Raw genomic sequence first — 20,241 nt, forward strand, 5'->3', positions numbered from 1 at the left:
CACGGCGTAAATTCGGCGTTACCGGGCATTTTTCTGCAACCAGGCATACCATTGCGCCTCGCTGCCGTTGAAGACGTTGATGTCGGCGTCGCCGCTCATGCCCGGAACCTTGCCGGTGCCGGTATATTGCCAGAACAGGAAGCGCTCGCGGTTGTAGCGCTCGTCGGGGTGAGCTGAGACCGAACGCAGCCAGAAATCATAGCCTTCGAATCCCTCGAGCTTGTTGTCGTGGTAGAAATCGACAGAGGTGTAGATGATCGGCCGCTTGCCATAATGCCGTTCCAGCATGTCGAGGAACACGCGCATCTCGCGCTGCACGGTTGCCGCTGGCGGGCGCAGGCGGCAGGTCGGCGACAAGTGGTTCCATTCCATGTCGAGCACGTGGGGCAGCGTGCCCGCCTCACGCGGCACGTTGCGGATGAACCAAGCGGCCTGTTCGCGCGCCGGGCGGCAGAAGTAGTAGAAATGGTAGGCTGAGCGGGGAATGCCGGCCGCTTTTGTGCCGCGCCAGTGTTCGTGAAAATAGTCGTCGAGCCGGTCACCACCCTCGGTCGCCTTTATGAAGGCGAAGGAGATGCCAGCGGCCCTGGCGGCCTTCCAGTCGACCGGGCCCTGATATTTGGACGCGTCGGTGCCGTGGACGGCATAGGTCCAGGGTGCGCGATCCGCCCAAGGATGCGGCTTGCGGTCCCCGAAACGCGGATTGCGCACGGCCACACGAAATGCGGACGTATTGCCGGCACCGGAAGCGAGCGGTGCAGACGCACGGGCCGGAGACGACGATTCGGGTGCAATATCTCCGAAATCGTAGCTGACGCTGGTGCAGGCGGCGACAAAAGCGGTCAATAAAAGGGCCGCGATCCGCAGCATCAATCCCCCCGAGGTCCATTGCGGCAGCGCCCGAATCGCCTGCGCACCAAGGCCAGCAATAATCGATGCCTGCCGCTCCGTCATCCATGCGGCGGGTGCGAAGTACTGCCGCATTCTCGAAAGCATTGATTTTCCGTCGCTTCCTGCCAAGAGTTCACGACAAAGTCATGGGGCGAGCGGGGAAAGATGCGAATCGTCGGCAAGATACTTAAGGGGCTGCTGCTTCTCGTCGTGCTCGTGGTGGTGGGAGCCGCGGGCTGGCTCTATTTCGCGCCGCCTGCGCTGATCCGGGTGGGGACCGCCTATTCTGCGAAGATCGTGTGTTCCAACCATTTCCTGGCCGGGCGCGACTCACAGGCCGTGCTGGCGCTGGACGTGCAGGCGCCTGGGCACCCGCTGCTCAAATACATCTACGTCGATGTGGACGAGGCGGCCGGCAGCGTTTCGGCCAAGCTTCTCGGGCTGTTCGGGGAAGGGCGTGCCGTTTACCGCGAGGGTGCGGGCTGTGCGACCCTGCCGGCCGGCGCGGAACTTGCAGCGTTGGGGCCGATTCCGGCAGCCGGGAAGCCGAACCCGAATGCGCTGTGGCCGCTCGGCACGCGTGTCGAGGCATCACAGGACCCCGCGCTTGCCGCCGTGCTGGACGATGCGGCCTTGACCGGTCCCGGCATGCGCGCCGTCGTCGTGGTTCACAATGGGCGCATCGTCGGCGAACGCTACGGCGACGGCTCGGGGCCGGACACGCCGCTGCTGGGCTGGTCGATGACCAAGAGCGTGACCGCCGCCATCATCGGCGCGCTGGTCGGCGAGGGCAGGCTGTCGCTCGACCAGGACGGGCTGTTCGAGGAATGGGACGTCGACGAGCGTGGAACGATCACCATCGCCGACCTTATGGCGATGTCGAGCGGTCTGGAGTTCAACGAGGACTATGGCGACGTCACCGATGTGACCCGCATGCTCTACCTGCAGCCGGACATGGCGACATACGCGGCCGACAAGCCGCTTGCAGGGCCGATCGGCGAGACCTTCAGCTATTCCAGCGGCACGACCGTGCTGCTTTCGCGCATCTGGCAGAACGCCTTCGAGGATCCGGCCGAGGCGTTCGCCTTTCCGCGCGAAGCGCTCTTTGCGCCCATCGGCATGACCAGCGCGGTGCTGGAGCCCGATGCGAGCGGCACCTTCGTCGGCTCGTCCTACCTCTACGCGACCGGGCGCGACTGGGCTCGGTTCGGGCAGTTCCTGCTCGATGAAGGCGAGTGGCGAGGGCAGCAGGTTCTTCCGGAAGGGTTTGTGTCGTGGATGCGCGAGGAGGCGCCTGCCTCCGACGGCAAATACGGGCGCGGGCAAGTCTGGCTGGAGGGCTCGGACGCCGGGGCCTCAGCGCCGGGGCTTCCCGAAGATACGTTCTGGCTGCGGGGGCATGACGGGCAGACCGTGGCCGTCGTGCCGTCGCAAGGGCTGGTGGTCGTGAGGCTCGGCCTGACGCCGTCGAAGCTCGGCCATCGACCGGAACCGCTTGTGGCCGCGCTCGCAGCGTTGCTGCCTGGCGAAAACGACTAGGCGCAGGCTTCCGATTTTCTGACGACAGGGATGCGCCGGGCGGTCGGCGCATGCAAACGGATTTTTTCGATTGACATAACTTATGTGTTATATAACATTCAAGTTATAGGAGTGATTGGAGATGAACACTCTCGATGCCGCGTTTGCGGCTTTGTCGGACCCGACCCGGCGCGCGATCCTTTCAAGGCTCGCAACCGGCGAGGCGACGGTGATGGAACTGGCGGAGCCGTTCGCGATGTCGCAGCCCGCGATCTCCCGGCATCTCAAGGTGCTGGAAGGTGCGGGGCTGATCACGCGGAGGGTGGAGGGCGCAAAACGGCCATGCCGTCTCGCGCCGCAGGCGATCAAGGAGATCGACCGCTGGCTCGACTGGCTGAGGAAGGCGATGGAAGCCAATTACGACCGGCTCGACGCAGTCTTGGCTGAACTGGAACAGAACGAAGGAAAGGAAGAACAATGAGCAAGCTGAAGCTCGTCACCGAGGGCGAAACCCATGTCGTCGTCACCCGCCATTTCGCCGCGCGGCCCGAGACGGTCTATCGTGCGCATACCGAGTCGGAGCTGATCCGCAAGTGGATGCTGGGCCCGGACGGCTGGACAATGACCGAGTGCATCAACGAGGCGAAGCCGGGCGGTAACGTCCGCTACGCCTGGTCGGACGGCAACGGCAACGGGTTCCATCTTACCGGCGAATATATTGCGCTGGAGCCGTTCAGCCGAATCGAGCATGTCGAGCGCATGCACCTGCCCGACCCGACGCCGGACAATCATATCGAGACGCGTTTCGCGGCGGACGGCGACGGCACGCTGATGACCATGCGCATGACGCTGCCCGACAGCGCGACGCGCGAGGCGATGCTTGCCACCGGTATGGACCAGGGCATGGAGGCGAGCTACGCGCGGATGGAAGAGCTTATCGCGGCGGGCAAGCTCGCGGCCTGAGGCCCCATCTTGCCTCCCGGCGTCGCGTCGATCATCCTCCGTCTTCAATTCTAGGAGGCTACATGACACGACGCGACTTCGACCCTGCGACCGTCAAGCCCGACGGTCGCCCACCCGCCAAGGCGCGGCTTTTCGATGCCACGATTGACGGGCCGTACCGTGGCTCGATCAACGGCGAGACCCTTGCAACGCAGATCACGGTGCTGACCTACGGCAACGACGAGCCGGGGGTCGGGCCGGTGCTGCATATCCATCCTTACGACGAGGTGTTCGTCGTCCAGAAAGGCCGGGCGCGCTTCTTTGTAGGCGACCATACGATCGACGCCGAGGCGGGTGAAACGGTGATGGCCCCCGCCGCGGTGCCGCACAGGTTCATCAACCTCGGCCCCGGCCGGCTCCAGACGCTCGACATCCACCTGTCGCCGCGCTGGATCCAGACGAACTTGGAATAAGAGGGCGCGGCTCAGCCGCGCCCGAAGCCTCCCGCTGTCGGCGTGGTGAGGATGACGGCCTCGCCGGCCTCCAGTATCGTCTGATCGCAGGCCTTGAGCAACTCGACCGAGCCGTCGAGCCGGCGCACCTCGGTGGAGCCGGTCTCGCCATCGCCACCGCCGGCCACGCCCCGCGGCGGATGCTGTCGGTGCGACGACAGGATCGCGCATTCCATCCGCTCAAGGAATCGGATCCTGCGCCTGGTGCCGTCGCCCGCATTCCACTTGCCCTTGCCACCCGATCCTTCCCGGATGTGGAAATCCTCGAGAAGTACGGGGAAGCGCAGTTCCAGGATTTCCGGATCGGTCAGCCGTGAGTTGGTCATGTGGACGTGGACGCCCGACGTTCCCGCGAACCCCTTGCCGTCATTGGTCTGGCCGGCCGGGGAGCCGGAGCAGATCGTCTCGTAATACTGGTACGTCTGGTTGCCGAAGGTGAGATTGTTCATCGTGCCTTGCGAGTTGGCGATGGCACCCATCGCGCCGAATATCGCGTTGGTGACGTGCTGCGAGGTCTCGACATTGCCGGCTACCACCGCGGCCGGATAGGACGGCCTCAACATGCAGCCTTCGGGAATGACGATGTTGATCGGCCGCAGGCAGCCGGCATTCATCGGGATGTTGTTTTCGACCATCACGCGGAACGCGTAGAGCACGGCCGCGCGCGCGACCGGCTCAGGCGCATTGAAATTGTTCTTCTGCACTGGAGACGTGCCGGTGAAATCGACGGTGGCCTCGCGCTTTGTGCGGTCGACGGTGATCTTCACCTTGATGAGCTGGCCGGTGTCGGTCGGGTATTCGTATTCCGAGCTGTCCGGCAGCCGCTCCAGCACCCGGCGCACGCTTTCGGCGGCGTTGTCCTGCACATGGCCCATATAGGCCTGCACCGTCTCCAGGCCGAAATGCGTGACCATCTTGCGCAACTCCGCCACGCCCTTCTCGTTGGCCGCGATCTGCGCCTTGAGATCGGCGATGTTCTGGTGCGGGTTGCGGGCGGGGTAGGGATGGTCGGTCAGAAGCGTGTGGAGCTCAGCCTCGCGGAAGCGTCCGCGTTCGACAAGGCGGAAATTGTCGAACAGCACGCCTTCCTCGTCCACGGTGGTAGCAAGCGGTGTCATCGAGCCCGGCGCGGTGCCGCCTACGTCGGCGTGGTGGCCACGCGAGGCCGCGTAGAACAGGATCTCCTTGCCTGCGTCGTCGAAGACGGGCGTGACCACGGTGATGTCGGGCAGGTGGGTGCCGCCATTGTAAGGCGCATTGAGCGCGAAGACGTCGCCCGGATGAATGTCGCCCTCGTTGAGGCGGATGATCGTTTCCACAGACCGGTCCATGGAGCCCAGATGCACCGGCATGTGCGGTGCGTTGGCAACCAGCGCTCCGGTCCTGTCGAATACGGCGCAGGAGAAATCCAGCCGTTCCTTGATGTTCACCGAATAGGCGGTGTTCTGCAGCGTGACGCCCATCTGCTCGGCGATCGACATGAACAGGTTGTTGAACACCTCGAGCATCACCGGGTCCGCGGCCGTGCCAAGGGCCGCCGAACGGCGCTTCTTTTCGACACGGCGCAGCAGCACGTGGTTCTTGGCCGTCACTTCCGCCTGCCAGCCCGGTTCGATCACGATGGTCTGGTGGCTTTCAATCAGCAAAGCGGGGCCGGCGAGGCGGTTTCCCGGCTTGAGGTTTTTCCGCCGGTGGACGGCGGTGTCTTGCCATTCGCCCTCGAAGAATACCTTGCGCGTATCGCCGGCTTTCAGGTCGATGTCGCGGGTTTCGCCGTCGCGCTCGTCGCGGCCGGTGCCGCGGGTATCCACGCCTTCCAGGCTGACAGATTCCACGACCGCCGGCTTGTCGTCGTAGATGAAACCAAACTGGGCCTTGTGGGCAGCCTCGAATGCCGCGCGGGCATCGACGATCGAACCCGCGTCGAAGGTGACGGGCAGGGCGGTGTCGGTGCCGTCGTAGCGCACCTGAAGCACCGGTTTCCAGCCGATCTTGTCAGCCGGAACACCTTGGACGGAAAGCTCCTCGGCTACTGCATCGCGCAGATGGGCGATGGTCGCCTCGATTTCCGTAAGCGAAATGTCCGTCAGCGGCGCCAGCAAGGCCTGCTGGCGCGAGGCAAAGATGGCCGAGAGACCGATGCCATAGGCCGAGAGCAGGCCGGAGAACGGGTGGATCAGCACGGCTTCCATGCCGAGTGCGTCGGCTACGAGGCAGGCATGCTGGCCGCCCGCGCCGCCGAAGCAGTTGAGCAGATATTCGGTGACGTCGTAGCCGCGCTGCACGGAGATTTTCTTGATGGCGTTGGCCATGTTCTCGACGGCGATCGTCACGAAGCCTTCGGCAACCGCTTCCGGTGCGCGGCCATCGCCTATGTCTCCTGCCATCGCTGCGAATTTCGCGCGCACGGTCTCGGTGTCCAGCGGCTGGTCCTGTTCGGGGCCGAAAATCGCCGGGAAGAAATCGGGCTGGAGCTTGCCCAGCATGACATTGGCGTCGGTGACGGCCAGCGGGCCGCCGCGCCTGTAGCATGCCGGGCCGGGATTGGCGCCTGCCGAATCCGGACCCGTCTGAAAGCGCCCCGCCTCGTAGTGCAGGACCGAGCCGCCGCCGGCGGCCACAGTGTGGATGCGCATCATCGGCGCGCGGACGCGAACGCCCGCAACTTCGGTGTCGAACGCGCGCTCATATTCGCCATCATAGTGGGCAACGTCGGTCGAGGTGCCGCCCATGTCGAAGCCGATGACCTTGCCGAAACCGGCAAGCCGCGCGGTTTCCACCATGCCGACGACGCCGCCGGCCGGGCCGGACAGAAGCGCGTCCTTGCCCTGAAACATGTCGGCCGCCGTCAGGCCGCCCGACGACATCATGAACATCAGACGAGGGGAGGCCACGCCGGTCTTGTTGCTGGAGATGCCCAGTTCGCCCGCGACCTGCCGAACGTAGCGCGACAGGATTGGCGAGAGGTAGGCGTCGACTACGGCGGTGTCGCCACGGCCGACCAGCTTGACCAGCGGCGAGACGCGGTTGGAGACCGAGATTTGCGAGAAACCGGATTCTTCGCAAAGGCTTGCCGCCATTTCCTCATGCTGGGGATATTTCCATGCATGCATGAAGACGATGGCAACCGCATCGATGCCGTCGGCCTTGGCTTGGCTCACCGCGTCGCGGATATGCTCCGCGTCGAACGCCATTTCGACAGTGCCGTCGGCGCGCACGCGCTCATCGACTTCGACCACGCGCTCGTAGAGCTGCTCGGGGAGGACGATTTCCTTGGCGAAGATGTCCGGGCGGGCCTGGTAGGCGATGCGCAGCGCATCGCGGAACCCCTTTGTGATCAACAGCAGCACGCGGTCGCCCTTGCGCTCCAGGAGCGCGTTGGTGGCCACCGTCGTGCCCATCTTGATGTCGCCGATCGCATCGGAGGGAACCGGCGCATCGGCTGCGACACCAAGCAGCCTGCGGATGCCGGCGATCGCCGCATCGCTATAGGCTTCGGGGTTCTCCGAAAGGAGCTTAAGCGGATGGAGCTCGCCTTCGGGGTCCCTGCCGATGATGTCGGTGAAGGTGCCGCCGCGGTCGATCCAGAAGTCCCATTTGCCGGCCATTTTTCTTGTCTCCCTCTGGCGGGGTCCGACGTCCGGATGCCCCAACGTCAAAACTTATTGACGATTTCTCGATAAACTGTCAACGTTGGCATCTGCCGGAGAAACGCGGCATGCTCCGGACACAGAAGTCGAAGCATTAAGATGAAAAGGGGAACGACATGAAATACCGTGCACCGCTCGCGGCTGGCCTTCTCGCCGGCGGCCTCTTCGTCACAAGCGCGGCCTTCGCGCAGACCGCCTGGGATCTGCCGACGCCTTATCCTGACGGCAATTTCCACACCCGCAACGTCATGCAGTTTGCAGAAGACGTTGGCGAAAAGACCGGCGGCGAACTCAAGATCACCGTTCATTCGAACCAGTCACTGATCGCCCATCCGGAGATCAAGACCTCAGTTCGCGACGGCATCGTGCCTGCCGGTGAACTGCTGGTATCGCGCCTTGAAAACGAAAGCCCGATCTTCGGCGTCGACTCCGTACCGTTCCTCGCGTCGAGCTACGAACTGTCGAAGAAGCTCTATGATGCGCAGCGTCCATATCTCGAAAAGCTGCTCGGCGAGCAGGGCTTGCAGCTCCTGTTCTCGGTGCCGTGGCCGCCGCAGGGCATCTTTGCCAAGAAGGAAGTGACGTCGCTGTCCGAGCTCGAGGGGCTGAAGTTCCGTGCCTACAACCTCGGGACCGAGCGTGTCGCCGAGCTGGCAGGCATGGTGCCGACGCAGATCGAGGCGTCCGACATTCCGACCGCGTTTGCCACCGGCCGCGTAGAAGCGATGATCACGTCGCCGTCCACTGGCGTCGATTCCAAGGCCTGGGACTTCCTGACCCACTACCACGACACGCAGGCATGGCTGCCGCGTAACATGGTGATCGTCAACAAAGCCGCTTTCGACGCGCTGGGCGACGACGTCAAGAGCGCGGTGCTCGAGGCGGCGGCGGAAGCCGAGACGCGCGGCTGGGAGATGTCGCAGACGGAAACCCAGGAAAAGACGAAGGCGCTCGCCGACAACGGCGTCACCGTCGTCAATCCCTCCGACGAGCTGAAGGCCGATTTCGCCAAGATTGGCGAGACCATCACCGAGGAGTGGAAGGGGCGGGCCGGCGCCGACGGCGAGGCTCTGCTGCAGACATATAGCGGCAACTAGGCGCTGCACTGCGGACAACCGTCCGGGTGGCGAGGATCGCCGCCCGGATGCCCGTCTCTTATTCAGGGGAAAGTCCCATGCGGCGTTTTCTCGACGCACTCTATCGCGTTGCCGGCTGGGCGGCCGCGATTGCGATCTTCTTGATCTTCGCCCTGGTGGCCATCCAGGTATCCGCGCGCCTGCTTGATGTCGGCTTGCGACTTGTCGGCATGCAGCCCTTGGGGATCAGGGTACCGTCCATTGCGGAAATCTGCGGCTTCCTGCTCGGCGCCGCGAGCTTTTTGGCGTTGGCCCATACGCTTGTGAGCGGTGGTCATATCCGCGTCGGCGTGCTGGTCAATCGGCTGGGGGGCGGTGCCCGCCACGTGGTCGAAACCTTGCTCGGCATGGCGGGGGCCGCGTTGTCGCTCTACGCGACTGTGGCGCTGGCACGGCTGACGATCAGAAGCTGGAACTTTAATGACGTGTCCTATGGCATCGTGCCGGTGCCGCTGGCGCTGCCGCAGGGCCTGATGACGGTTGGCCTTGCCGTGCTCACGATTGCGCTCGTCGATGTGACGGTGCAGGCGTGGACTCGCAAGATCTACATCCAGAGCCGGACGGAGGCCTAAGCGATGGGCGTTTTCGAACTGTCGCTGCTGCTCATCGTCGTGATGTTCGCGGCGCTGGCGCTCGGCCTGTGGATCGCGTTTTCACTGTCACTCGTGGCCCTGGTGGCGCTGGCCTCAAAGCCTGCCATCCCGGCGGCGCAGGTAATGGCGACCTCCTTGTGGAGTTCGTCCATATCCTGGGACCTGACGGCGCTGCCTATGTTTATCTGGATGGGCGAAATATTGTTCCGCTCGCGCCTCTCGGAGAACATGTTCGCCGGCATTTCACCCTTCGTGCGACGCATTCCCGGCAGGCTCGCCCACGTCAACGTGCTTGGCTGCGCGGTGTTCGCGGCCGTATCGGGCTCTTCGGCGGCGACCACCGCCACCGTCGGCAAGATCTCGCTGCCGGAGCTGCAGAAGCGGGGGTACGACGACCGTCTGGCCATCGGTAGTCTTGCCGGCTCCGGTACGCTGGGGCTGCTGATCCCGCCGTCGATCATCCTGATCGTCTATGGCGCGGCAGTCGAGGAATCGATTGCACGGCTGTTCGTCGCCGGCGTCATACCGGGCCTGGTGCTGGCAACGCTGTTCATGGGCTATGTCGCTCTGTGGGCGCTTTTGAACCCTAGCAAGATGCCGCCGCCGGACGAGCGGACCTCTTGGTCGCACAAGCTTTCGGCGATGCGCGAGCTGCTGCCCGTGGCGATGCTCATCCTCGGAGTGATCGGCTCCATCTACGGCGGGATCGCATCGCCGACCGAGGCTGCGGTTGTCGGCGTGGCGCTCAGCCTGGTGCTGGCGCGCGCGCAGGGCGCTCTCGACTGGACGCGCTTCAAGGACGGCCTGATGGCGGCGACCGTCACCTCCTGCATGATCGCGTTCATTCTGGCTGGTGCCGACATTCTGACGACCGCGATGGGCTTTACCGGCCTGCCGCGGCAGCTTGCGACCTGGATCGGCGAACTCGGCCTTTCGCCGATGATGCTGCTGGCCGCGCTGACGCTGCTGTTCATCATGCTCGGCTGTTTCCTCGACGGCATCTCCATGGTTGTGCTGACCACCGCCGTCATCATGCCGCTGGTTTCGGCGGCAGGCTTCGACCTTGTGTGGTTCGGCATCTACCTCGTCATCGTCGTCGAGATGGCGCAGATCACCCCGCCGGTCGGCTTCAACCTGTTCGTGATACAGGGGCTGACGGGCAGGGACCTGTTCGAGATCGCCCGGGCGACGCTGCCGTTCTTCCTGCTGATGGCGGTCATGGTGATCATTCTCGCCATCTTCCCGGACGTCGCGCTGTGGTTGCCAAGGACCATGTTCGCAGGCTGATTCATAATGGTTGGAGGAGAGCCATGACGGAGAAAACCGATTTCGGACCGATCGTCTCGTCGGCACATCTGGCCGATGGGGCGCTGCCGGCGCTCTCCGAACTCGAATTCGGCATGACGCTGGCGGGCAACGCCTTCGAGCGCTGGATGGTGCGCTGCATGACGGCGGCGGGCGAGCCGGGCCTGACCTCGATAGACGTTCAGGTGCTGCATTCGGCCAACCATCGCGGCCGGCCGAAGCGGCTCTCCGACCTCTGCATCATGCTCGGCATCGAAGACACGCACGTCGTCATCTACGCCATCAAGAAGCTGGAAAAACGCGGACTGGTCAAAAGCACGCGCTCGGGCAAGGAAAAGCTTGTCGGCGCGACAGCCAAGGGCGTGGAAGCCTGCATTCGCTATCGCTCCGTGCGGGAGGCGTTGTTGGTCGAATCCGTCAAGGGGCTGGGCCTCGATCCCAAGGCGATCTCGAACGTGGCCGCCACGCTGCGCGCGCTTTCGGGCCACTACGATCAGGCGGCGCGTACCGCCGCATCGCTTTGAGAGTGTAGCGGCCGTGCACGCATTTCTTGCCGCCGCGGCGCGTCACGGCCGGCTGGTGCTGGTGCTGGGGCTGGCTGCCGGCATCGCCTTGCCCGACCTTGCGCTTGCGATGCGGCCATGGATCGCCGGCATGATTGCCAGCCTGCTGTTTCTGGCGGCGCTGCGTGTCGGGCATCGGCAGGCGGTCGGGGCGCTGGGCGATCTCGGTGCCTCGGTCGGCCTTGCAACCGTGCTTCAGGTGGTATTGCCCATCTCGGCGATCCTGCTTTTTGCTGTTCTCGGCCTGGCGGGCGCTGCGCTGGCGACATTTTTCGTTCTGATGCTGGCGGCTGCGCCGGTGACCGGCAGCCCGAACCTTGCGATCATGACCGGAAACGATCCGGCGCCCGCGCTGCGCCAGATCGTGGTGGGTACTGCCCTTCTGCCGCTCACCGTGCTTCCAGTCTTCTGGCTGTCGCCGGCCTTCGGCGAGGCGCGCGCCGTGCTGACGGCCGCAGGCGGCCTGATGGCTCTGATTGCGGCGGCCACTGGCTCAGCTTTCCTGCTTCGCGCGTACTGGCTGCATAACCCGAGCGAGAGAACCGTGCAGTCCATCGACGGGCTGTCGGCGATCGCGATGGCCGTGGTGGTGATCGGATTGATGTCGGCGGTCGGGCCGGCGATCCGCCAGACGCCGTTGATCTTCGCGGGGGTCCTCGCGCTGGTGTGTGCGGTGAACTTCCTGCTGCAGATCGTTGCGGCAACGCTCGCACGCCGTGCAAGCTTCGCGAGGCACGCGGCAGCGATCGGGATCGTGGCGGGCAACCGAAACGTCGCGTTGTTCCTGACGGTGCTGCCGCAGGAGACGATCGATCCGATCCTGCTCTTCATCGGCTGCTACCAAATCCCGATGTATCTCACACCTGCAATTCTCGGCCGCTTCTACCGCCGCCAATAGCCTTACAGAGAGTCACACAACGTTACGAAACCGGACGGCGGCTCACGCATTTTTGTGTCGAGTGCCCGGTCTGAATTGAGAGGGGCGAGCGCTCGATGAAGAAGGAGATTTGAAATGAAAAAGCTGATCCTCGCTTCCGCTTCCGCCATCGCTCTGATGGGTCTTGCTGCCTGCAGCGACACGGACAACACCACCACGCAGGGCCTGCCAGACCAGGAGCAGCAGGCGCCGATGGCGCAGCCCGAGCCGACCGAACCGGCTCCCGCACCGGCTCCGACTGAATAAGTCGAAGCGCGCAGTCTCGAAGAAGGCCGGTTTCAGACCGGCCTTTTTCTTGTCCAACCGGTCCAACTTCGACCACCTGCCATCTCGTCAACGACGGCGATTCACCTTAAGAAGGCCCGGATGTCGATCTGGGCCAGGATAAGCGAATTTCTCTCGACCGTTCCGGCGAACGCGCTGTCGAACCTGATCGAGGCCGTACGGACCGTCTTCGAGGGCGATCCCGAATTGCGCCGGCGCGTGGCCTTTTCGATCGCGATGATCGCGCTGTCGGCGAAGATGGCGAAGGCCGATGGTGTGGTCACGCAGGCGGAGGTCCGTGCTTTCCAGCAGATTTTCGAAGTGCCGCGGGAACAGGCGCGCAACGTGGCGCGGCTGTTCGATCTCGCCAAACAGGACGTGGCCGGCTTCGAACTCTATGCGGAGCGGATGGCGCGCTTGTGCGGGTCCGGCCAGCCCAATTGCGCGATGCTAGAGGACATACTCGACGGCCTCTTCCACATCGCCAAGGCTGATGGGTTCGTCCATGAGCGCGAGGTGGCGTTTCTTCAACGCGTGGCGGAAATTTTCGAGATCGACGAACAGCATTTCGAGCGCATCCTCTCGCGGCACGCGATCCTCGGTGAAAAGGATCCGTGGCTCGTGCTGGGACTGGAGCGCGGTGCGCCATTCGAGGAGGTGCGCGCCAGATATCGGCGCATGGTTGCGGACAACCATCCCGACAGGCTGATCGCGCGCGGGGTTCCTGAGGAATTCCTGGCGATCGCAAACAGCCGGCTTGCAACGATCAACGGCGCCTACGAGACGATCGAGCGGAGCATGCAGCGCACATGAGCGGCTTCGCGCCCGACCATGCCGGTTCCGAGGTGCGGGTTTCGCCCAATTTCGGGCCGCGTGCTGAAGGGCGCAAGCCGGACTGCATCATCATGCACTATACCGGCATGGAGACAGGGCCTGCCGCGGAAGCATGGCTTTGCGCGCCGGAAAGCGAGGTCTCGTCGCATTATCTCGTCCACGAAGACGGGCGCGTCGTGCAGATGGTGCGGGAGGCGGACCGCGCCTGGCATGCCGGCAAGGGCTCGTGGCGAGGCGTGTCCGATGTGAACTCGTTTTCCATCGGGATCGAGATCGTCAATCCGGGTCCGCTGGAGGGGTTTCCGCCGTTTCCTGACGCTCAGATTGAGGCGGTTGCGGCTCTCGCCCGCGACATTTGCGCGCGATGGTCGGTTCCGCCCGAACGAATTCTGGCACATTCGGACGTTGCGCCGGGCCGCAAAATCGACCCCGGCGAGCGGTTCCCCTGGGCGTGGCTCGCCGAAGAAGGCATCGGCCATTACGTCTCGCCTTCCCCGGTGCGCGGAGGGCGATTTCTGGCGATGGGCGATTCCGGAGAGCCGGTCGAGGCCTTCCAGTCGATGCTGTCGCTCTACGGTTATGGCTTGGAAATCAACGGTTTGTTCGACGAGCAGACGCGACTTGCCGTCGAAGCGTTTCAGCGCCACTTCCGTCCCGCGCGGGTAGACGGCGTCGCCGACCAGTCGACGATCGAGACGCTACACAGGCTGCTGAAGGCGCTGCCGGCCAGCCCGATCTGACGCAGCGTAATTAAGTCTTTGCTGTAACATACTGTCACGCAAAGTGAATCGTGCGGCCATTTTTGACTCGAACTTGGCCTGCAAATCCCCGGCTCTCCCCCGCGGCCGGTGGCGCTCGATCCCGGCCGTTGTTTGTAAACAGCCGCGAGCGCCCAGAAGCGGCATTTCGGAAGAACTGGAACGTATGAAGAAGATGATCTTTGCAGCGGCTGCGCTTGCAGCCGGCCTGACGACTGTTGCCGCGCATGCGGAAAACCGCGACACATACCAGGAAACGATGAAGCGGGAGCAGGCGCTCCGCAACGTTGACGAGACCACCACGGCTTCGATTCCCGCGGACAAGGCACCGCGCAGCACCAAGGCCACTGTTGCTGCGAAAACCGTGAAGGGCGGCAGCTATTCAGCGATCATCTCGAAATATGCGGCGGAGCATGGCGTGCCGGTGGCGCTCGCCAATGCGGTGGTCCGCATCGAGAGCAACTATCGCCCGAACGCCCGCGGTCGGGCCGGCGAAATCGGCCTGATGCAGATCAAGCCGGCGACGGCCCGCATGATGGGTTATTCGGGCAGCGCCAAGGGTCTCTACGATCCCGAGACCAACATACGCTACGGCATGAAGTATCTGGCCAAGGCCCATCAGCTCGGCGGCGGCGACACCTGTGGCACCATCCTGCGCTACAATGCCGGCCATGGCGCCAAGCGCATGAACAAGGTTTCCGCAGCCTATTGCGCCAAGGTGAAGCGGCAGCTGGGCGGGGCGTAATCGAACCGGCCACGCCTTTCGGCTTGCGTTTTGGGCGGCGGCACCTTTTATACGCTCTGCCAGCCGGCCGGGCGGCCGCACCGGCAGGGACCGAAAGGTCGCAGGTGAGGAAAGTCCGGGCTCCAGGGAAACACGGTGCCGGCTAACGGCCGGCGGGGGCGACCCCAGGGAAAGTGCCACAGAAAGCAAACCGCCCCGCTCGCGGGGTAAGGGTGAAAGGGTGGGGTAAGAGCCCACCGCGCGACTGGCAACAGGAGCGGCACGGTAAACCCCACCGGGAGCAAGACCGAATAGGGACGACGCGAAGGGCAACCTTCGGGCAGTTTCCGGCCCAGTCGTTCGGGTAGGTTGCATGAGGCGGGCGGCAACGTCCGCCCAAGACGAATGGTCGCCACGTCGCGGCGCCCTCGGGCGGCGCGGCCATACAGAACCCGGCTTACAGGCCGGCTGGCATTTCACTTCGACGCGTCGCCCTACCGGGCGGGGCGTCGAGTTGCTTCAGGTGGTCGCTATTCGGCGAGCGCGGCATCGATCGCCGCCCAGAGATCTTCCATCGGCTCGCAGCCGATGGACAACCGGACGAAGCCCGGCTCGACCGCATCGCCCCAGCGCGCACGGCGTTCGGCAGAGGTGTGAACGCCGCCGAACGAGGTCGCGGGCTGGATCAGGGCGCATCCGTCGATAAAGCGTTCCGCCTGCTCCTGCGATCCCAGCGTCAGCCCGATCAGGAAACCGAAACGCTCCATCTGCGCGCGGGCAAGATTATGCGCGGGGTCGTCGGCAAGGCCGGGGAAGCGGACAGCCTTTACGGCCTTGTGCTCCACAAGCCGGGAGGCGACCGCCTCCGCAGTGTTGCACATGCGCTCGAAACGCACATGCAGCGTTTCCAGGCCGCGATGCACCAGCCAGGCCTCGAACGGGCCGGGTATGCCTCCAGCAAGTTTTCTCCAGTCGGAAATGGCCGCCATGATATCGGCATCGCGGCTCGCGACATGGCCGAACAGCACGTCCGAATGGCCATTGGGGGCCTTTGTGTCGGCGGCCACGATTATATCTGCGCCGAGGTCCAGCGGGCGCTGGCCGTACGGCGTCATCGTCGTGTTGTCCGCCACGACCAGCGCGCCGGCTGCATGAGCGGCTTTTGCAACGGCGGCGATGTCGCAGATGTCGAGGCTGGGATTGGCGGGCGTTTCCACGAACACCAGCCGGTAGCCCTCGAACCCGCCATCGAGGAATGTCGCCGTGGGTCGTGTGTCGTAGCTGACGCCGAGCCGTGTGAGGAAACGCTCGGTCAGAACGCGCGTCGTGTAGTAGCCGTCGGAAGGCAGAAGGATCCGATCGCCGCTTTGCAGGAGCGCGAAGAAGACTGCTGCGTTGGCCGCCATGCCGGAGGGAAAGCCGAGCGCGGGCGCATCTTCAAGATGTGAAAGCATCTTCTCGACCGCATCCCAGGTCGGGTTTGAAAAGCGCCCGTACTGCGCGAAGCCGGCCGGATCGCCCGGCAGATGAAACATGCTCGCCATGGTCAACGGGAGTGCGACGGGGTCGCCCTTTGCCAGTTCGGCACGGCGAAGGTGGGCGAGCTGCGCGGCGCGCGCGGAGGAGCTGTCGGTCATGTCAAAGGTTTCCAGCGGCGAGATAGGCGACCACGCTAGAGACGCGCGATGCATGACGCAAGCCACCGAAAGCCGGCGGCGAAAAGGCTCCTAACCGTTCGTTAAGCCTAACAGAGCATAAATGGCAGGTCGCATCTGCATGACTGCCGGTACATGCCCGAAAGGTGGTTTGTGCAGGCTGTTCCCGTTGACGCCCATATTGGCCCATGGTATCCCTTAAGCATAATCACGACTTCGGTTCAGTTCCGGGTGAAGCGTCCCCCAAACCGGCAGCCAGTGCGGCCCGCCGGGGTGGTTCGGCATTGCCCGGAATTGGCGGCGGGATGGGGTCAGGGAAAGCAATTCAGCGCATGCGCGAGGATACGCAGGCGGGCGCGGCAGGGACGGTAGTTTCGGGTCATGGACCGTTTTCTTTCCAGTGCCGTAAACAGGATCGACGCCAAGGGGCGGGTATCGGTGCCGGCACATTTCCGCGCCGTGGTGCAGCGCCGCGGGTACCAGGAACTCTACGCGCTGAAGGCGCTGGATCGCCCGGCGCTGGATGTGGGCGGGCTCGATCTGCTCGATCGCTACGAGGAACGTATCGCTATGGAGGATCCGTTTCTCCAGACGGCGGACGACATGTCCTACTTCGTGCATGGCGACAGCGATTTCCTGAAGCTCGATCAGGATGGGCGCATTACGGTGACCGATTTCATTCGCGACCATACGGGCATCACCACGGAGGTGGCATTCGTGGGGCGCGGGACCTTTTTTCAGATGTGGGAGCCGTCGCAGCTTGCGGACTACGGCGCGCAGGTGCGGGAGCGGCTGATGAAATTGCGCCAGGCGGGAACGACGGGCGCAACGGGCGGGGGCCCGGAGTGATGGCGGGCCACGGCGAGGGGATTGCCGTTGGCGGACCGGCCCGCCACATTCCGGTCATGCTTGCGGAAGTGCTGGATGCGCTTCGGCCTGTTTCCGGCGAAATCTTCGTCGACGGCACTTTCGGCGCGGGCGGCTATACCAGCGCGGTCCTGCAGGCTGGCGCTGATGTGATTGCGATCGATCGCGATCCCGATGCCATCAAGGCCGGCAAGGCGCTCGTGGATGAGTTTTCAGGCCGCCTGCGGCTTGTGCATGACCGCTTCTCGGAGCTCGACGCGGTGGCAGGCGAGCCGGTCGACGGCGTGGTGCTCGACATCGGCGTTTCCTCCATGCAGCTCGACGAGGCCGAGCGGGGATTTTCCTTCCGGGGTGACGGGCCGCTCGACATGCGCATGGCGCAGGACGGGCCGAGTGCCGCCGACGTGGTCAACCGCTTCAAGGTGGGCGATCTGGCGCGCATCATCGGAATGCTCGGCGAGGAACGTCACGCGGGCCGTGTCGCGCGGATGATCGAAAAGCGTCGCGCCGTTCGTCCCTTCGAGCGTACCCGCGACCTCGCCGATGCGATCGAGGGTACTCTCGGCAATAATCCGAAAGACAAGATCCATCCGGCGACGCGCACGTTCCAGGGCCTGCGCATCTTCGTCAATGACGAACTGGGCGAACTCGCCCGTGCGCTCTTTGCAGCCGAGCGCGCACTCAAGCCCGGCGGGCGGCTGGTCGTTGTCACCTTTCATTCTCTTGAAGACCGGATCGTGAAGAAGTTCATCACCGACCGTGCAGGTCAGGCCGCAGGGTCGCGACATATGCCTGCCGTCGAAATCAAGGCGGCGACGTTCGACAAGGCGGGCAAGGTGGTTGCCGCCAGCGATGCCGAGGCGCGCGAAAATCCACGTGCCCGTTCCGCCAAACTTCGGGCCGCCGTGCGCACCGATGCGCCGGCCCGCGCCGCCGATCTGTCGCTTTTCGGGCTGCCTGCGCTGCCCGCACTCTCTCCCGTCGTGGAAAGGTAATCGCCATGTTCAGAACCACCGACCTAGTGCTGATCGCGGTGATGGTCTCGGCCGCGGCGTTCACCTACACGACTAAGCACGCAGCCGAAGCCGAGCTTTCCAAGCTGCGCAAGCTCGAGGCGGCGATCCGCTTCGAGGAGGAAACGATCGACGTGCTCAAGGCCGACTGGAGCCTGCTGACGCAGCCGTCTCGCCTGCAGAGACTTGCCGAGACCTATCAATCGGAGCTGGAGCTCGTGCCTGTCGAGCCTTACCAGATTGCCGATATCGACGACCTGCCGATACGGCCGGTCGAGATCGAGGACTTCATCAACGAAAACCTTGGCGGCATGGCCGATAGCGGCATCGATGCAACCACCACTGGCGGGGTCGTGCAATGATCGGCCGCTGGCGCGCAAAAAAGGAAGCCGAAGAGCAGGATAGCGGCTCGGGTCGGATCGTTGTCGACGGTATCGGCAAGTCGACGGGCGGGCGGGCCCGGACCCGTATTCTGATCACCATGGCGGTCTTCTTCGCCGTCTACGGCGTGATTGCCGGCCGTCTCACCTATCTCGGGTTCCAGGATCTGGAAGAGGGTGGTCCCGGCCCGTCACGCGTCACGGCATCGCGCCCGGACATTGTCGACCGCAATGGCGAGGTCCTGGCGACCGACATCAACACTGCATCGCTCTACGCCGAGCCGCGCCGCATCGTCGACGCAGACGAGGCGCTCGAGAAGCTGCTGACCGTGCTCCCCGACCTTAACATCGAGCAGACCTACAACCGTCTGCAGAGCGACGCCGGGTTCATCTGGCTGCGCCGCCAGCTTTCGCCCCGCCAGCAGCAGGCGATCATGCAGCTTGGCATACCGGGCATCGGCTTCCGGACCGAGAAGCGCCGCTTCTATCCGGGCGGCGCCACCGCATCCCACATTGTCGGCCTCGTGAATGTCGACAACAAGGGCATTGCGGGCATGGAAAAATACATCGACGACCAGGGGCTTGCGGATTTGCAGGCGACTGGCCTGGCCGTTGCCAAGGACCTTGAGCCGGTCCGGCTGTCCATCGATCTGCGCGTCCAACACGTCGTGCGCGATGAAATCGTGCGGGCGATGGAAAGCTACCGCGCTCTTTCGGCCGGTGCCGTCGTCATGGATGTGCGTACTGGCGAAGTCCTTGCGATGGCGTCGGTGCCGGATTTCGATCCAAACAATCCATACAACGCGCATGACAAGGACAGGCTCAATCGCATGTCCGCAGGCGTCTACGAGATGGGTTCGACGATCAAGAGCTTCACGACCGCCATGGCGCTGGATTCCGGCAAAGTGACGATGGAGAGCAGATTCGACGCCACCAGGCCGATCGTAGTCGGCGGACGCAGGATTCGCGATTTCCACGGCAAGGGCCGCGTGCTGACGGTTCCGGAGGTGTTTATCTACTCTTCCAATATCGGTTCGGCCAAGGAAGCCGACGTTGTCGGCATCGAAGGGCATCGGGAATTTCTCTATCGCCTCGGTCTGCTCAGCCGCATGGACACTGAGTTGCCCGAGGTCGCCCGGCCAACGGAACCGAAGGTCTGGAAGAAGGTACACTCCATCACCGCAGCCTTCGGGCACGGCTTCTCGACAACGCCGCTGCAAACGGCGGTCGGCGTTTCGGCGCTGGTCAATGGCGGCTATCTGATGCCGCCGACCTTTCTGATACGCAATCAGGACCAGGCGATGGCATCGGCTACAAAGGTCGTTAACGATTATACGGTCGACGGGATGCGCTACCTGTACAATCTGAATGCCGAGAAAGGGTCCGGCAGGCGCGGTACCGTTCCCGGCTACAGGGTCGGTGGGAAGACCGGGACTGCCGAGAAGGTGGTCAACGGCCGCTATTCCAACGAAAAGAATTTCAACGCTTTCGTTGCCGTTTTCCCGATGGACAACCCGCAATACATCGTGCTGACCGTCATTGACGAGCCGAAGCGAGAGAACTCGACGCGCTCTGCAACCGCCGGTGTCACCGCCGCGCCGCTCGCGTCGAACATCATCCGCCGCTCTGCCGCCATGCTTGGCGTAAAGCCCGATTTCGGCCATGAAAGTAGCGCCCTTTTGGTGTCCTCACAGTGATT

20 protein-coding genes and 1 other RNA gene are annotated in these 20,241 nt (G+C 63.9%); 18 read left to right on the forward strand and 3 right to left on the reverse strand.

Annotation, left to right across the window (positions count from 1 at the left end; translation table 11 throughout):
* Positions 1 to 18: 18 nt before the first annotated feature.
* A complete protein-coding gene (locus ACVJNE_RS14370; RefSeq protein ID WP_499566989.1) occupies positions 19 to 870 on the reverse strand; it encodes a glycoside hydrolase family 25 protein in 852 nt (283 codons plus the stop codon).
* A gap of 186 nt (positions 871 to 1,056) precedes the next feature.
* On the opposite strand from ACVJNE_RS14370, the gene ACVJNE_RS14375 reads away from it, so the two are divergent.
* The 4 genes from ACVJNE_RS14375 (at position 1,057) to ACVJNE_RS14390 (ending at position 3,824) form a co-directional block, all read left to right on the forward strand.
* Positions 1,057 to 2,430 (forward strand): serine hydrolase domain-containing protein, encoded by a 1,374-nt coding sequence (locus ACVJNE_RS14375; RefSeq protein WP_499566611.1) that lies wholly within the window; start codon positions 1,057 to 1,059, stop codon positions 2,428 to 2,430.
* A 121-nt stretch (positions 2,431 to 2,551) separates the two neighbouring features.
* Entirely contained in the window at positions 2,552 to 2,890 is a 339-nt protein-coding gene (locus tag ACVJNE_RS14380) for an ArsR/SmtB family transcription factor (protein WP_421925890.1), read from the forward strand.
* Positions 2,887 to 3,372 carry an SRPBCC domain-containing protein gene (locus ACVJNE_RS14385; protein ID WP_499566613.1) on the forward strand — a complete coding sequence of 162 codons (486 nt, stop codon included), beginning with the start codon at positions 2,887 to 2,889 and terminating at the stop codon, positions 3,370 to 3,372. Before ACVJNE_RS14380 ends, ACVJNE_RS14385 begins: the two co-directional genes overlap by 4 nt.
* Positions 3,373 to 3,434: 62 nt before the next feature.
* Positions 3,435 to 3,824, forward strand: coding sequence for a cupin domain-containing protein (locus ACVJNE_RS14390; RefSeq protein ID WP_499566615.1), 390 nt, complete (start codon positions 3,435 to 3,437; stop codon positions 3,822 to 3,824).
* Between the two features lie 11 nt (positions 3,825 to 3,835).
* Here ACVJNE_RS14390 and ACVJNE_RS14395 read toward each other — a convergent pair whose 3' ends face one another.
* On the reverse strand, positions 3,836 to 7,471 hold the full coding sequence (locus tag ACVJNE_RS14395) for a hydantoinase B/oxoprolinase family protein (RefSeq protein ID WP_499566617.1): 3,636 nt from the start codon (positions 7,469 to 7,471) through the stop codon (positions 3,836 to 3,838).
* A gap of 158 nt (positions 7,472 to 7,629) precedes the next feature.
* Between ACVJNE_RS14395 and ACVJNE_RS14400 the strand changes: the two genes are divergently transcribed.
* The 10 genes from ACVJNE_RS14400 to rnpB all read left to right on the forward strand — a co-directional run bounded on the left by ACVJNE_RS14400 (position 7,630) and on the right by rnpB (position 15,103).
* Entirely contained in the window at positions 7,630 to 8,610 is a 981-nt protein-coding gene (locus ACVJNE_RS14400) for a TRAP transporter substrate-binding protein (RefSeq protein WP_499566619.1), read from the forward strand.
* Positions 8,611 to 8,687: 77 nt separating this feature from the next.
* Positions 8,688 to 9,221, forward strand: a complete 534-nt coding sequence (locus ACVJNE_RS14405; protein ID WP_499566621.1) for a TRAP transporter small permease — start codon at positions 8,688 to 8,690, stop codon at positions 9,219 to 9,221.
* Positions 9,222 to 9,224: 3 nt separating this feature from the next.
* Positions 9,225 to 10,529, forward strand: a complete 1,305-nt coding sequence (locus tag ACVJNE_RS14410) for a TRAP transporter large permease (protein WP_499566623.1) — start codon at positions 9,225 to 9,227, stop codon at positions 10,527 to 10,529.
* Positions 10,530 to 10,552: 23 nt separating this feature from the next.
* Positions 10,553 to 11,071 carry a winged helix DNA-binding protein gene (locus ACVJNE_RS14415; RefSeq protein ID WP_368804393.1) on the forward strand — a complete coding sequence of 173 codons (519 nt, stop codon included), beginning with the start codon at positions 10,553 to 10,555 and terminating at the stop codon, positions 11,069 to 11,071.
* A 13-nt stretch (positions 11,072 to 11,084) separates the two neighbouring features.
* Positions 11,085 to 12,008 carry a hypothetical protein gene (locus tag ACVJNE_RS14420; protein ID WP_499566625.1) on the forward strand — a complete coding sequence of 308 codons (924 nt, stop codon included), beginning with the start codon at positions 11,085 to 11,087 and terminating at the stop codon, positions 12,006 to 12,008.
* A gap of 114 nt (positions 12,009 to 12,122) precedes the next feature.
* On the forward strand, positions 12,123 to 12,293 hold the full coding sequence (locus ACVJNE_RS14425; protein WP_173192191.1) for a hypothetical protein: 171 nt from the start codon (positions 12,123 to 12,125) through the stop codon (positions 12,291 to 12,293).
* Positions 12,294 to 12,413: 120 nt separating this feature from the next.
* Positions 12,414 to 13,124, forward strand: a complete 711-nt coding sequence (locus ACVJNE_RS14430) for a TerB family tellurite resistance protein (protein WP_499566627.1) — start codon at positions 12,414 to 12,416, stop codon at positions 13,122 to 13,124.
* Entirely contained in the window at positions 13,121 to 13,885 is a 765-nt protein-coding gene (locus ACVJNE_RS14435) for an N-acetylmuramoyl-L-alanine amidase (RefSeq protein ID WP_499566629.1), read from the forward strand. Before ACVJNE_RS14430 ends, ACVJNE_RS14435 begins: the two co-directional genes overlap by 4 nt.
* Positions 13,886 to 14,069: 184 nt before the next feature.
* A complete protein-coding gene (locus tag ACVJNE_RS14440) occupies positions 14,070 to 14,648 on the forward strand; it encodes a lytic transglycosylase domain-containing protein (RefSeq protein WP_499566631.1) in 579 nt (192 codons plus the stop codon).
* Between the two features lie 59 nt (positions 14,649 to 14,707).
* Positions 14,708 to 15,103, forward strand: an RNA gene (gene rnpB / locus ACVJNE_RS14445) — RNase P RNA component class A.
* A 54-nt stretch (positions 15,104 to 15,157) separates the two neighbouring features.
* On the opposite strand, the gene ACVJNE_RS14450 is transcribed toward rnpB, so the two are convergent.
* Positions 15,158 to 16,264: a cystathionine gamma-lyase gene (locus tag ACVJNE_RS14450; RefSeq protein ID WP_499566633.1), complete on the reverse strand. Its 1,107-nt coding sequence runs from the start codon at positions 16,262 to 16,264 to the stop codon at positions 15,158 to 15,160.
* Positions 16,265 to 16,663: 399 nt separating this feature from the next.
* Here ACVJNE_RS14450 and mraZ point away from each other — a divergent pair, with 399 nt between their 5' ends.
* Genes mraZ through ACVJNE_RS14470 form a run of 4 tightly spaced genes read left to right on the forward strand, consistent with a single transcriptional unit; the run spans position 16,664 to position 20,239 of the window.
* Complete coding sequence (mraZ, locus tag ACVJNE_RS14455; RefSeq protein ID WP_368804400.1) at positions 16,664 to 17,131, forward strand: division/cell wall cluster transcriptional repressor MraZ; 468 nt, start codon at positions 16,664 to 16,666, stop codon at positions 17,129 to 17,131.
* A complete protein-coding gene (gene rsmH / locus ACVJNE_RS14460) occupies positions 17,128 to 18,144 on the forward strand; it encodes a 16S rRNA (cytosine(1402)-N(4))-methyltransferase RsmH (RefSeq protein WP_499566635.1) in 1,017 nt (338 codons plus the stop codon). The genes mraZ and rsmH overlap by 4 nt, the downstream gene beginning before the upstream one ends.
* A 5-nt stretch (positions 18,145 to 18,149) precedes the next feature.
* Entirely contained in the window at positions 18,150 to 18,524 is a 375-nt protein-coding gene (ftsL, locus tag ACVJNE_RS14465; RefSeq protein WP_173192181.1) for a cell division protein FtsL, read from the forward strand.
* Entirely contained in the window at positions 18,521 to 20,239 is a 1,719-nt protein-coding gene (locus ACVJNE_RS14470; protein ID WP_499566637.1) for a peptidoglycan D,D-transpeptidase FtsI family protein, read from the forward strand. The genes ftsL and ACVJNE_RS14470 overlap by 4 nt, the downstream gene beginning before the upstream one ends.
* The last annotated feature ends 2 nt before the right edge of the window (positions 20,240 to 20,241 follow it).

The sequence above is a fragment of the Mesorhizobium sp. DxT genome (genome assembly GCF_058448885.1).